This window comes from Hymenobacter elongatus (assembly GCF_004745955.1).
Taxonomy (GTDB): Bacteria; Bacteroidota; Bacteroidia; order Cytophagales; family Hymenobacteraceae; genus Hymenobacter; species Hymenobacter elongatus.
Window position 1 is genome coordinate 40,251 of the sequence record NZ_SRLD01000028.1, and the last position, 11,685, is coordinate 51,935.

Below are 11,685 nucleotides of genomic sequence, written 5' to 3' on the forward strand. Positions count from 1 at the left end.
GCGCTGGTACGCGCCTATTCTTCGTTTAACTCCCGGCCTACATCCGAGTCGGCAGATGCCTCCGGCTCACTCTTCGCGCCCTTCTTCTTGGCTTCGCTGCTGGTTCGGCGCATGAAGTCCTCTTCCGATTCTTCCGGCTCAGCCGCCCCGTTTTCGAGCGGAAATTCTTCCTCTTCCACTTTCTCCCCGAACTGTCCGTCGCGATTCACCAGCTTTTTGTCGCGCACGTGCTGGTTCAGGAAATTGTTGATGTCTTCAATCGAGTAGTTGGAGGTGATTTCTCCCAGCGGGTTCACCTTGATTTCGAAGCCTTCGAGGTCTTTGTGCACCCGGGCTTTCTTTTCCGGATCGGTTTTTTTGCTCTTGTTGACGGGTTTCTTAGCCATGATGTCGTCCGTAGTGGAAGAAAGTTGCTCCGCTGGCGCCTTCCTCAAACACGAAGGCCGCTTCGTACCAAGCAGTACGAAGCGGCCCCGGTGCCGGATACACAAATTTTCAAGTGCGGCTACGCAGTGGTCGTTGCTGCCAGGCGCTGCACGGCCACCTCAATGCGCTGCGCCGTTTCTGCCGGGCCGATAATGCTCATAATGGCCATCAAATCGGGACCAGCGGCAACGCCGGTCACAACCACGCGCAACGCCTGCAGTACCTGTCCGATTTTCATGCCTTGGTGCTCCATCGTCATGGTGAGCAGCGTCCGGATGCCGTCAGGGGTGGCGTCGGAGTGCGTGGGCAGATCTTTGGCAAATGCCAGCAGGGCGGTGGCGGTGGCTGCAGTCCATTTTTTGCCGATTACCTGCTCATCGTAGCCTTCGGGAGCCAGGAAGAAGTACTGGGCTTCGCGCCAGAAATCGTTCGGGAAGGTTACTCGCTCCTTCATTGCCGCCACGATTTGCACCGCCTTTTCTTCCGGGCACTCGATGTTGTGCTCCTGCAAGGCCGCCAGCAGGAACTGCGCTAGCTCCTGGTCGGGCTTAGCCCGCAAATAGTGCTCATTATACCAGCGCACCTTGTTCTGGTCGAAGCGCGCCGGCGACTTGCTCACGCGCTCGATGCTGAAGGCCTCAATCAGCTCCGGCAGCGAGAAAATCTCCTGCTGGGAGCCAGGGTTCCAGCCCAGGAAAGCCAGGAAGTTGATGAAAGCATCGGGCAGGTAGCCACTTTCGCGGTAGCCGCTGCTCACGGTTGGGGCACCGGTCTCGGCGTCGATTCCGTGCCATTCAATCGGGAATACAGGAAATCCCAGCCGGTCGCCGTCGCGCTTGCTGAGCTTGCCGGTGCCGTCGGGCTTGAGGAGCAGCGGCAAGTGGGCAAACTGCGGCATGGTGTCTTCCCAGCCAAAATAGCGGTAGAGCAGCACATGCAGCGGAGCCGAGGGCAGCCACTCCTCGCCCCGGATGACGTGGGTGATTTCCATCAGATGGTCGTCCACGATGTTGGCCAGGTGGTAGGTCGGCATGCCGTCCGATTTCATCAGCACCTTGTCGTCGATGCTGCTGGAGTGGACCACTACCCAGCCGCGAATCATGTCGTTAAAGCGCACTTCTTCCTTGCGCGGCACCTTCAGCCGAATCACGTAGGGCGAGCCGCCGTCGAGCATCTGCTTTACCTCATCCTCAGGCAAGGTGAGCGAATTGCGCATCTGGGTGCGCGTAATGCTGTTGTATTGTGGGTTAGGCACCTTAGCGGCCGTCAGGCGGGCCCGCATCACGTCGAGTTCCTCGGGTGTGTCGAAGGCATAGTAGGCGTGGCCGCTGTTGATGAGCTGCATGGCATAGGCCATATACATCGGCTTCCGTTCGCTTTGGCGGTAGGGCGCGTGCGGACCGGGCGTTTCCGACCACGGACTCTCGTCGAGCTCAATACCACACCACTGCAAGGCCTCGGCAATGTACTTTTCCGCGCCGGGCACGAAGCGGTTCTGGTCGGTGTCTTCGATGCGCAACAGCATTTTGCCGCCCATTTTGCGCGCAAACAAGTAGTTATACAGCGCCGTGCGCACGCCGCCAATATGTAACGGTCCCGTAGGACTGGGCGCGAAACGCACCCGTACTTCTCTCTCCATAAAAACAAAAGTTCGCGTCGAATCTTACCAAAACGCGCAGCGAAGGTACAAAGATGAGACGGGGATTTCGTGAAAAGCCGAGCCGTTGCGCCCGATACCACCTCAACGCTGCCTTTCCGCTGCCCGTTAGTCGCGGTTGCGGTAGGTAAGGTACAAAGCGAGGCCCAGCAGCGTGATGCCACCGCGAATAACCCACGAAGCAGTAGTGCCCCACTGGTCAACCCAGGTCAGCAGCATCGACTTCATACCCACGAAAGGCAGTATCAAGGAAAGTACGCCGAGTAATAACAGGCCCAAGCCAAGTTCTTTCATACAGGAAGTAGTGAAGTAAGGAGATGAGAAAGTGCTGCTTTACTTGCGTAAACGAAACGTAAACGCCTTTTCGCTACCGCGCCACTGCGCTATTTCACGGCGACGCACGAAATTTCGACCTGTACGTCTTTCGGTAGCCGGCTTACTTCCACCGTCTCGCGGGCCGGAGCATACTCAGCGTCAAAGTAGCTGCCGTAGATTTCGTTGATTAGCCCGAAGTTGCCGAGGTCCTTCACGAAAATGCTGCATTTTACCACGTCACGCAGCGTTAGCTGTGCTGCTCCCAGCACGGCCTGCAGGTTGCGCATTACCTGATGTGTTTCGGCGGCCACGTCGCCATTACCCACTAGCTGGCCCGAGGCGGCATCCAGAGCAATCTGACCGGAAACGTATACCGTATTGCCGGCTTGAATAGCTTGGCTGTAGGGCCCGATAGGAGCGGGGGCATCGGGCGAGTAAATGATGGAGTTGGCCATAAGTTGACAGCAGAGCAGATGGAATGTCTATTTGTGGGATCTTTAGGTCAAAAGTAAGCGGAAAAACATGCATCTGTTCATCGTTGAGGGCGACTACCTGGCCGCCGAGTTCCGCCGTAAGTTTGGCCCGGCGCACACCTACGATTTTTGTTCGGCTACCGACCCCGACCTGCTCGTGCGCCTCGCCGCCGCCGATGTGGCCTTCGACCTGCGCGCCTGGCCCGAACTGCACTACGAGCAACCCCGCCAGCCACTTTTTTATCATACCACCAGCCAGACGTTGGCTCGGCTTTTTCGGGGTGAGGCGCTGCCTTTCGGGCCCGTGTTTGGCTTTTGCGCCTTACCAACCCTCCTGGACCGGCCGCTTCTCGAAATTAGCGTGTACCGACCCGAAGACGCGGCACTACTGGCTCCGCTGGCGGCTTCGCTTGGCACGGCGTATTGCGTAGTGCAGGATCGGGTGGGACTCGTGACGCCCCGGGTGGTGTGCATGGCTATTAATGAAGCCTGCCACGCGCTGCAGGAAGGCCTAGCCAGCATCGGCGACATAGAGCGAGCAATAAAGCAAGCAACAACGGCCGCTTATGGGCCTTTCGAGTGGGCCACCCGCATCGGTGTCGACCGGGTGTACGAAACCCTGGAGGCGCTGTATCAGGACACGCATGATGACCGTTACAGAATAGCCCCGCTGCTTAAAACCATGTTTCTGCGCGGCCAGTCGTTTCTTTTGGAGTAACGCCGAGGGTTAGCCCTGCACTAGGTTGTGCACTACTTTGAAGCATAAAAAAGCCTCGCTAAAATCATTCAGCGAGGCTTTTTTATACTGTGTGCAAATACGGGTTATTCCACCGTCACCGACTTAGCTAGGTTACGGGGCTGGTCGACGTTGCAGCCGCGCAGTACGGCAATGTGGTAGGATAGCAACTGCAGCGGCACTACCGATACCAACGGCATGAGTACTTCGCTGGTAGCCGGCACTTCAATCACAAACTCCGCCATCGACGGAATCACCGTATCACCCTCCGTCACGACGGCAATGATGCGGCCTTTGCGCGCTTTTACTTCCTGGATATTCGACACCACTTTCTCGTAGGAGCTGTCTTTAGTCGCAATTACGACCACCGGCATGTTCTCATCGATAAGGGCAATCGGACCGTGTTTCATTTCAGCCGCCGGGTAGCCCTCGGCGTGGATGTAGCTAATTTCCTTCAATTTCAGCGCTCCTTCCAACGCCACTGGGAAGTTATAGCCCCGGCCCAAATACAGGAAGTTGGTCGAATCCTTGAAGATTTCGGCAATCTGCTCAATTTCGTTGTTGAGCAATAGGGCCTTCTCTACTTTCGACGGAATGTTGCTCAGCTCCACCATCAATTCGCGCAGCTTCGAATCGGTGAGCGCACCGCGCTTGTGGCCAACAATCATGGCCAGCAGCGTGAGCACCGTTACCTGGGCCGTGAAGGCTTTGGTAGAAGCCACCCCGATTTCCGGACCCGCGTGGGTGTAAGCACCAGCGTCGGTCGCGCGGGCAATGCTGGAGCCCACTACGTTGCAGATACCGAAAATGGTAGCTCCCTTGCTCTTGGCCAACTCAATGGCCGCCAAGGTATCAGCCGTTTCACCCGATTGGGAAATGGCAATAACGATGTCCCGCTCGGTGATGATAGGGTTGCGGTAGCGGAATTCGGAAGCGTATTCCACTTCCACCGGAATGCGGGCCAGATCTTCAATCAGATACTCGGCCACTAAGCCCGCGTGCCACGACGTGCCGCAGGCCACGATGAGAATACGCTCGGCGTTCATGAACTTCCGCTCGTACGCCCGGATGCCACCCATGTTCAAATGGCCAGCTTCCAGCTCCAACCGTCCCCGCATAGAATCGAGGATAGAGCGGGGCTGCTCAAATATCTCCTTGAGCATAAAATGCTCATAGCCGCCCTTTTCAATGCTGTCCAGCTCCAATTCCAGCTTCTGGATGTACGGCGTTTGCTGCACATCTTCCTTACTGCGGATATCCAGTTTGCCGTCGCGGATAACTACTATTTCGTAGTCATTCACATACACGACTTCATTGGTATACTCGATGATGGGGGTAGCATCCGAGGCCAGGAAGAACTCGTCTTTGCCCACCCCAATTACCAGCGGAGAGCCTTTGCGAGCTGCAATCAGCTGCCCTGGGTCATCTTTGCTAAGCACTACAATGGCATAAGCCCCAACTACTTCGTGCAGAGCCAGCCGTACGGCTTCTTCCAACGAGCAGCTGTTCTGCTTCTGGATTTCCTCAATCAGATTAACAAACACTTCCGTATCCGTATCCGACTGAAATACGTGGCCTTGCTTCTGCAAGTGGGTTTTCAGCGCCGCGTAGTTCTCGATGATGCCATTGTGAATGATGGCGATTCGCTCGGAAGTAGAGTAGTGCGGGTGGGCATTCGAGTCATTCGGCTCACCGTGGGTGGCCCAGCGCGTATGGCCCATGCCAATGTGGGCGTGGGTGTCTTTTTCAGCAATGAACTTCTCGAGCTCATTTACTTTGCCCTTCTTCTTATATACGTTCAGGGCTCCATTCAGCAAGGCTACGCCCGCTGAGTCGTAGCCGCGGTATTCCAGGCGGCGCAGGCCTTTCAGAATAATAGGGCAGGCCTCACGGTACCCGATGTAAGCGACAATTCCGCACATAGTGTGTCAGAGAAAGAGATGTTGAGAGAAAAATCACTCCGGCCCGGCCCTTCAACAAAGGCCGTGCCGGAGTGATTCGTATGAATGTAGCTGAGCCTTAGCGCAGCTTGGAAGAGTATACGCGTAACTTGATGTTCTGGGCATCAAGTATGCTCCGATTCAGATTCAAGGTGAGGGAGCGCCGCAATACAGGACTCACCATAAGGGCCGCCGCCTGTTCGCCTAGCTGATTGGCCAGGTACGCCTGCAGGTAAGTGGTAATTACTACGCTGTAGTACTTATTGTCCGGGCCAAAGTCAAAGAGCGTGACGACTGCCTCGTTGCCTTGCCCCAGCGGGTTCGCTAAGTTGGTTTGCACAATCCGCTCTACAGACGAGATATTAACCGTACGCTGCAATACCCGGTTCTTTGCGTTTATCTCGTATAGGAAAGCCTGTGTCGGGTTCGGAAACAGAATAGTGCCACTCGATTTGATCGGGATAATCAGCTCGGCGCGGTTAATAGCCAGTGCCGACTGCGCCTTAAGTGCCTCCAAGCCCTGAATCTCCAGCTTGGTAGCCAGGCCCAGGCCTTCTTGCATGTAAGTCACGTTGTCTGCCACGCTCACCGATTTGGTGCCGTCCACCAGTTGGTTGAACGGTGCCTTCAGGTCTGTCGAAATCTGGGTGTAGTAGCGGGGCGCGTTAGGGTCGTTGATGCCATACGAGGTGCCCAGGCGAATGGTATAGGGTTTAGGTACTATTGGCTTCGTGCTGCCAGCCGTAGTATCGGTGGCATGGAAGTAAACGAAAACCCGGTTACCGGTGCCCCGGTTCAGTGCGACTATCGAGTTGCCGTGGTTATCGGAAGGAGCAATGCGGAGCCCTCTCCAAACCTCATTCAGCTTGGCTTGGTTGAACGATGAGGTATTCAGGGCTGCGAATAAGGTAGTCGCCAAGGCCGAGTTGCGAACTTTATCCTTGTGCAGTACCAAGCGGATCGTAGCATCGGGCACCACAACGGTGTTCGTGCTATCTACCGTACCAGGCACTTTAACGCCGTTGGCATCCTTGATAAGCTTCTTGAGCCCATTGGGTCGTTCCTCGGTTTTGGTTCTGGTCAGTGAGCTAGTCAGGCCCGCGTCAGGCGAAGTGCCCGACGGAGCATCAATAACGCCGGCGTTGTACGTTTTCTTGTCGTTCAGCGGCTCCGCGATATTGTAAACATCGAAGCGCACCGGAGTAGCGGCGCTGCCATATACCTGGTCGAAGCTCGAAACGATGACGACAGAGTCCAGTTTGGAATCCCGGTACTTGTAGGGCAGGACATCCGCACTGACCCGCAGATTATAGACGGCGCTGGCCATAGTCGTTCCCAGGGTAACGTCTGTTACACGTCCAACCAAGGTGCGGTCCGCATTCAGGGTTTCGACGGAATCCTGCAGGATTGTAGAGGCAAGGACTTGATAATCCTTAAACTCCGTGTTGATAGGCGAGGTGCCCGGTAGCTCCACTCCCAAGTCATTGGGATCTTCGCAGCTGGTCGCGGCAAACAGCAGTACCGAGGAAAGAAAAGGAACCGAGGCTATTCGGCAGGCGCTATTAATTAGCCAATTCATTATAAAGCGTGTAGTAGGAGGAAAGCAGGTTTTCGCCAGTACCAACCTGGCCAATCTGACGTTTCAGCGAGTACTCGGTGAACAAGGCATTCAGGTTGTCGCTGAAGTCCTCATCCGATTTCACCACGGAGTCGGCATATTCCATGCCCACTTTGATGAAGCCGCCAAAGTCGGCCGACTTGAGAGCGGCCAGCATTTCGTCATCGATGTCGAGCATTTTGGCTTTCTCGATGATGTCGCCTTCGAATTTGTGGCTGAACTCGTTGTTGTAGACCGTAAACACGGACTTGGCATCCTTGAAAATCGGGTCCTTCTTATAGGTCGTCTTCAGATACATCGGAATCAGGCCCGTCATCCAGTCGTTGCAATGAACGATATCGGGAGCCCAACCCAGCTTTTTCACGGTTTCCAGAACGCCTTTGCAGAAAAAGATAGCGCGCTCATCGTTGTCAGCGTGGAACTTATCGTTTTTGTCGACCAGCACGGACTTGCGGTGGAAGTAATCTTCATTGTCGATGAAGTATACTTGCAGCTTCGCATTCGGAATGGAAGCCACTTTAATAATAAGCGGCTTTTCTTCTTCTCCTACCGCAATGTTGATGCCCGACAAGCGTACTACTTCATGCAAACGGTTTTTACGCTCGTTGATGATACCGAAACGAGGCACGAAAATGCGGATTTCCATCCCCATCTCCTGCATTCCCTGCGGTAGCATACGCAGAAACTCCGCTACCTTGGTCGTCTGCAGAAACGGGTTGATTTCCGTGGCAGCGTAGAGTATTCTCAACTTGGACATATAGAGTCAGTTGGTGTGATTGGGATAGGGCAACACTTTGGGATGCACAAAATTAAGCATTTTTGAGCGAATTATCAATAAAACGAGCCTGGGCACCCTGCCCGCGGGCCTTCCTCCTATGGTGATACTGGAATCTGCCGCCGCGTTGCAAGCCCAAACCGAAAGTTGGCGTCAGGCCAAGCTGCGAGTTGGGCTGGTGCCTACTATGGGGGCCCTGCACGAAGGGCATTTGCAGCTGGTGCGAGCCGCCGCCCAGGCGAATGATGTCGTGGTGGTCAGCGTATTTGTCAACCCGACGCAGTTCAATAACGCGGAAGACTTCCGGCTGTATCCGCGCGTGCCCGAAGCCGATGCCGCGCTGCTGGCCCCGGCAGGCTGCACGGCGCTGTTTCTGCCTTCTGTAGAGCAGATGTACGCCCAGCCTACGGTGTTGCGCTTCGACTTTGGCCCCCTGGAGCAAGTGATGGAAGGGGAGCACCGGCCGGGCCATTTTCATGGGGTGGCTACGGTGGTAAGCAAGCTATTTCACATGAGCCGTCCGCACCGGGCCTACTTCGGGCAGAAAGACCTGCAGCAGGTAGCCATCATCCGGCAGTTGGTGGCCGACCTGTCCTTTGATCTGGAGCTGGTCGCTTATCCGACCATCCGGGAGGCCGATGGGCTGGCCATGTCGTCGCGCAACCGCCGCCTCGCGCCGGATGCCCGACTGGTCGCGCCCCGCTTGTACCAAGCCCTGACGCTTGGCGCTACCTTGGTGGAGGAGCAAAAGCTGAGCCCAGAGGCCGTGCAGCAGACGGTAGCGCACTATCTGGCCCAGGAGTCGTCTATTGAGCTGGAGTATTTTGCCGTGGCCGATGCCCATACGCTGCAGCCCGTAAGTGGTGGTTGGGTTGCCGGCAGCACTGTAGCTTTGTGCCTGGCTGCGCACGTAGGGGGCGTGCGTTTAATCGACAATGTGGTGGTGCCGTTGCCGTAGGGTCTTTGGCCCAGAGCGGTAGTGAGGGGTTAGGCGTGATTTAGTTACCTTTGCGCGCTGAAAATCACCCCCTTCTTCACCCATGCATATCGAAGTTCTCAAGTCCAAGATTCATCGGGCCAAGGTTACGCAGGCAGAGCTCCATTATGTCGGTAGTGTCACCATTGACGAAGACCTGCTGGATGCGGCCAACATGGTCGAAAATGAGAAGGTCACTATCGTCAATGTCAACAACGGCGAGCGGTTCGAGACGTACACCATCTGCGGTGAGCGGGGCTCGGGCATGGTGTGCCTCAATGGCCCGGCAGCCCGGCGAGTGGCCGTGGGCGACATAGTTATTATTTTCTCGTACGGTCTGATTGACTTCGCTGAAGCCCGCGCCCACAAGCCGACGCTCGTGTTTCCCGATCAGCACAACCGGCTGGTATAGCGCCGGGTCAAACGAGTCAGAAAACGCTTGTGGCCGGTAGCTGTTAGGCTATTTTGCGGGCCATTGTTCGGTATTTGTTGCGTGTAGGGTATTTATGAAAAAGCTGCTTACTATTCTGAAGTACGCCTTGCTGTTGTCTGTTTCGGGACTGCTGATGTGGTATGCCGTGCAGGGGCAAGACCTCAATAGCATCGGCCGGCACGTGCGGGAAGCCAACTATTCCTGGCTCGCCATTACCATGGCGCTGTCGGCGCTGGGCTACCTCAGCCGCGCCTACCGCTGGAAGATGCAGCTCGACGCGACGAAGTATAAAGCGCCTTTCTGGGATGTGTACCACGCCATGATGGTTGGCTACCTGGCCAATCTGGTGCTGCCGCGCATGGGCGAAGTTATCCGCTGCTCCATCTTGCAGCGCACCAGCAAAGTGCCGGTACAGATAGCCTTGGGTACGGTCGTGACGGAGCGCGTGATTGACGTGCTGGTGCTGCTTGGCTTACTGGGTAGCACGCTGCTGCTCGATTTCGACACGTTCTGGTCGTTTGTTACCGACAAAGTGATGGGAGGGCGCTACGACGAGCTGGCCCGCAACCGCACCCCGCTGCTGGTAGCGGCTGGTATAGCGCTGCTGCTCGTAGCAGGGCTGGCCTACGCGCTGTTCCAGAATCTGGAGCGGCTGCGGCAGAATGCTCTCTTCAATAAGGTGGTTCTGTTCGTGAAAGGTTTGCTGGCCGGCGTGTTCAGCGTGCTGAAAATGAAGAACAAGAGCCTGTTTCTGTTCCATACCTTCTTCACTTGGGCTGTTTATTACCTGATGGACTATCTGGCCTTTCGCTGTTTTCCGGCCACCTATTCGCTGGATATGCGTGCCGGATTGGCCGTACTCACTTTCGGTGCTTTTGGCATGGCCGCGCCGGTTGCGGGCGGTATCGGGCCGTTTCACGTGATGGTGCAGGGTATTTTGTTGGCCTATGGTATCAGCAAGGAAGCCGGCATTGCTTACGCGCTGGTCGTACACGGCTCCCAAACCCTGCTGGTTGTGCTCATGGGCGGGGTTAGCTTCGCGGTAAGTATGATGAAATCAGGCAGAACACGGCAGCAGACCGCAGCCACCCCAGCCCTAGCCGTAGCAACCGATGTGGAGTCAAGCTAAAATTGTGAGTACGGCGACGTTGCTGCCGCTGCTGACCGAGTGGCGCGCCCAAGGCAAACGAGTCGTATTCACCAACGGCTGCTTCGATCTGCTGCACCTGGGCCACGTCGATTACCTGGAAAAAGCCCGTCACCTCGGCGACGTACTGGTGCTGGGCCTCAATACCGATGCCTCAGTAAGCCGACTGAAGCCCGGCCGGCCACTACAGGACGAAGTGTCACGTGCGCGAATTCTGGCTTCCCTTTTGTTCGTGGATGCTGTCATCCTATTCGACGAGCCGACGCCGCTGGAGCTCATTACTCTAGTACAACCCGATATTTTGGTGAAGGGCGACGACTATGCTATCAGCGGAATTGTCGGTCACGAATTGGTGTTAGCTACTGGCGGGCAGGTGCTCACCGTGCCCCTCGTGGCAGGCTACAGCACCAGTCGTATCGTCGAGCGGATTCAGGCTCAACTTCACTCTTAAGCAACTTCATCCATGTTACACAACATAAGCCCTATCTACATCCTCGTTATTGGGGCAATGCTGGTAAGCTGGCTCATTCAGTGGCGCCTGCGCAGCAAATTTGCCAAGTATGCCCAGATCGGCCTGCAATCGGGTTTGTCGGGCAAACAGATTGCTGAACTGATGCTCGCTGACCACGGCATCACGGATGTGCGCGTCATCTCGACCGAAGGCCGCCTCACCGACCACTACAACCCCGCCGACAAAACCGTGAACCTCAGCGAGGCTGTCTACGAAGAGCGTAGCGCATCCGCCGCTGCCGTAGCTGCCCACGAGTGCGGCCACGCCGTGCAGCACGCTACTGCCTACAGCATGCTGCAGTTTCGCTCGGCTATGGTACCGGCCCTGAGCAGCGTTGCTACCTACATGCCCTGGATTTTGATGGGTGGCGTCTTCATGATTCGGACCACGCTGATACCGTTGGGCTTGGGTATTGCACTGTTTTCGCTCACTACCCTGTTTTCATTTGTCACGCTGCCCGTCGAATTTGATGCCAGCCGCCGGGCTCTGGCCTGGATTGACAAGCGTGGCATTGTGACACCCCAAGAGCATGCCATGGCCAAAGACGCACTCTGGTGGGCCGCTATGACCTACGTTGTAGCCGCACTCAGCTCCCTGGCCACGCTGCTGTACTATGTCAGCATCTTCATGGGCGGCCGCGACCGGCGCTAGTGCACGAGTCCGGTAAGCTTCCTGCTT

At 56.2% G+C, this 11,685-nt stretch carries 13 protein-coding genes; 6 read left to right on the forward strand and 7 right to left on the reverse strand.

Annotated elements, in window-relative coordinates:
* Positions 1-14: 14 nt before the first annotated feature.
* From E5J99_RS21605 to E5J99_RS14205, 4 genes are all read right to left on the reverse strand, one after another.
* Entirely contained in the window at positions 15-386 is a 372-nt protein-coding gene (locus tag E5J99_RS21605) for a hypothetical protein (RefSeq protein WP_210114452.1), read from the reverse strand.
* A gap of 119 nt (positions 387-505) precedes the next feature.
* Positions 506-2,065 carry a glutamate--tRNA ligase gene (gltX, locus tag E5J99_RS14195; RefSeq protein ID WP_135498476.1) on the reverse strand — a complete coding sequence of 520 codons (1,560 nt, stop codon included), beginning with the start codon at positions 2,063-2,065 and terminating at the stop codon, positions 506-508.
* Between the two features lie 126 nt (positions 2,066-2,191).
* Positions 2,192-2,377 (reverse strand): hypothetical protein, encoded by a 186-nt coding sequence (locus tag E5J99_RS14200; RefSeq protein WP_135498477.1) that lies wholly within the window; start codon positions 2,375-2,377, stop codon positions 2,192-2,194.
* Positions 2,378-2,466: 89 nt separating this feature from the next.
* On the reverse strand, positions 2,467-2,853 hold the full coding sequence (locus E5J99_RS14205) for a RidA family protein (RefSeq protein WP_135498478.1): 387 nt from the start codon (positions 2,851-2,853) through the stop codon (positions 2,467-2,469).
* Positions 2,854-2,920: 67 nt separating this feature from the next.
* On the opposite strand from E5J99_RS14205, the gene E5J99_RS14210 reads away from it, so the two are divergent.
* Positions 2,921-3,589: a 3-hydroxyacyl-CoA dehydrogenase family protein gene (locus E5J99_RS14210; protein WP_135498479.1), complete on the forward strand. Its 669-nt coding sequence runs from the start codon at positions 2,921-2,923 to the stop codon at positions 3,587-3,589.
* 104 nt (positions 3,590-3,693) lie between these two features.
* Here E5J99_RS14210 and glmS read toward each other — a convergent pair whose 3' ends face one another.
* From glmS to E5J99_RS14225, 3 genes are all read right to left on the reverse strand, one after another.
* Positions 3,694-5,529: a glutamine--fructose-6-phosphate transaminase (isomerizing) gene (gene glmS / locus E5J99_RS14215; RefSeq protein ID WP_135498480.1), complete on the reverse strand. Its 1,836-nt coding sequence runs from the start codon at positions 5,527-5,529 to the stop codon at positions 3,694-3,696.
* 97 nt (positions 5,530-5,626) lie between these two features.
* Positions 5,627-7,126, reverse strand: coding sequence for a DUF4270 family protein (locus E5J99_RS14220; protein ID WP_135498481.1), 1,500 nt, complete (start codon positions 7,124-7,126; stop codon positions 5,627-5,629).
* A complete protein-coding gene (locus E5J99_RS14225; RefSeq protein ID WP_135498482.1) occupies positions 7,110-7,922 on the reverse strand; it encodes a glycogen/starch synthase in 813 nt (270 codons plus the stop codon). The genes E5J99_RS14220 and E5J99_RS14225 overlap by 17 nt, the downstream gene beginning before the upstream one ends.
* 118 nt (positions 7,923-8,040) lie before the next feature.
* Between E5J99_RS14225 and panC the strand changes: the two genes are divergently transcribed.
* From panC to E5J99_RS14250, 5 genes are all read left to right on the forward strand, one after another.
* A complete protein-coding gene (gene panC / locus E5J99_RS14230; RefSeq protein ID WP_135498483.1) occupies positions 8,041-8,898 on the forward strand; it encodes a pantoate--beta-alanine ligase in 858 nt (285 codons plus the stop codon).
* An 82-nt stretch (positions 8,899-8,980) separates the two neighbouring features.
* Complete coding sequence (gene panD / locus E5J99_RS14235; protein ID WP_135498484.1) at positions 8,981-9,328, forward strand: aspartate 1-decarboxylase; 348 nt, start codon at positions 8,981-8,983, stop codon at positions 9,326-9,328.
* 94 nt (positions 9,329-9,422) lie between these two features.
* The gene (locus E5J99_RS14240; RefSeq protein WP_135498485.1) at positions 9,423-10,478 is read left to right on the forward strand and encodes a lysylphosphatidylglycerol synthase transmembrane domain-containing protein; all 1,056 of its coding nucleotides are present in this window, start codon (positions 9,423-9,425) and stop codon (positions 10,476-10,478) included.
* Positions 10,462-10,947: a D-glycero-beta-D-manno-heptose 1-phosphate adenylyltransferase gene (gene rfaE2 / locus E5J99_RS14245; RefSeq protein ID WP_135498486.1), complete on the forward strand. Its 486-nt coding sequence runs from the start codon at positions 10,462-10,464 to the stop codon at positions 10,945-10,947. Before E5J99_RS14240 ends, rfaE2 begins: the two co-directional genes overlap by 17 nt.
* A 12-nt stretch (positions 10,948-10,959) precedes the next feature.
* Positions 10,960-11,658 (forward strand): zinc metallopeptidase, encoded by a 699-nt coding sequence (locus E5J99_RS14250; protein WP_135498487.1) that lies wholly within the window; start codon positions 10,960-10,962, stop codon positions 11,656-11,658.
* The last annotated feature ends 27 nt before the right edge of the window (positions 11,659-11,685 follow it).

What these genes read in the sequence shown, in the direction of transcription:
- E5J99_RS21605 (WP_210114452.1), bottom strand. Translation starts at nt 386, where the DNA reads ATGGCTAAGAAACCCGTCAACAAGAGCAAAAAAACCGATCCGGAAAAG.
- gltX (WP_135498476.1), bottom strand. Translation starts at nt 2,065, where the DNA reads ATGGAGAGAGAAGTACGGGTGCGTTTCGCGCCCAGTCCTACGGGACCG.
- E5J99_RS14200 (WP_135498477.1), bottom strand. Translation starts at nt 2,377, where the DNA reads ATGAAAGAACTTGGCTTGGGCCTGTTATTACTCGGCGTACTTTCCTTG.
- E5J99_RS14205 (WP_135498478.1), bottom strand. Translation starts at nt 2,853, where the DNA reads ATGGCCAACTCCATCATTTACTCGCCCGATGCCCCCGCTCCTATCGGG.
- E5J99_RS14210 (WP_135498479.1), top strand. Translation starts at nt 2,921, where the DNA reads ATGCATCTGTTCATCGTTGAGGGCGACTACCTGGCCGCCGAGTTCCGC.
- glmS (WP_135498480.1), bottom strand. Translation starts at nt 5,529, where the DNA reads ATGTGCGGAATTGTCGCTTACATCGGGTACCGTGAGGCCTGCCCTATT.
- E5J99_RS14220 (WP_135498481.1), bottom strand. Translation starts at nt 7,126, where the DNA reads ATGAATTGGCTAATTAATAGCGCCTGCCGAATAGCCTCGGTTCCTTTT.
- E5J99_RS14225 (WP_135498482.1), bottom strand. Translation starts at nt 7,922, where the DNA reads ATGTCCAAGTTGAGAATACTCTACGCTGCCACGGAAATCAACCCGTTT.
- panC (WP_135498483.1), top strand. Translation starts at nt 8,041, where the DNA reads ATGGTGATACTGGAATCTGCCGCCGCGTTGCAAGCCCAAACCGAAAGT.
- panD (WP_135498484.1), top strand. Translation starts at nt 8,981, where the DNA reads ATGCATATCGAAGTTCTCAAGTCCAAGATTCATCGGGCCAAGGTTACG.
- E5J99_RS14240 (WP_135498485.1), top strand. Translation starts at nt 9,423, where the DNA reads ATGAAAAAGCTGCTTACTATTCTGAAGTACGCCTTGCTGTTGTCTGTT.
- rfaE2 (WP_135498486.1), top strand. Translation starts at nt 10,462, where the DNA reads ATGTGGAGTCAAGCTAAAATTGTGAGTACGGCGACGTTGCTGCCGCTG.
- E5J99_RS14250 (WP_135498487.1), top strand. Translation starts at nt 10,960, where the DNA reads ATGTTACACAACATAAGCCCTATCTACATCCTCGTTATTGGGGCAATG.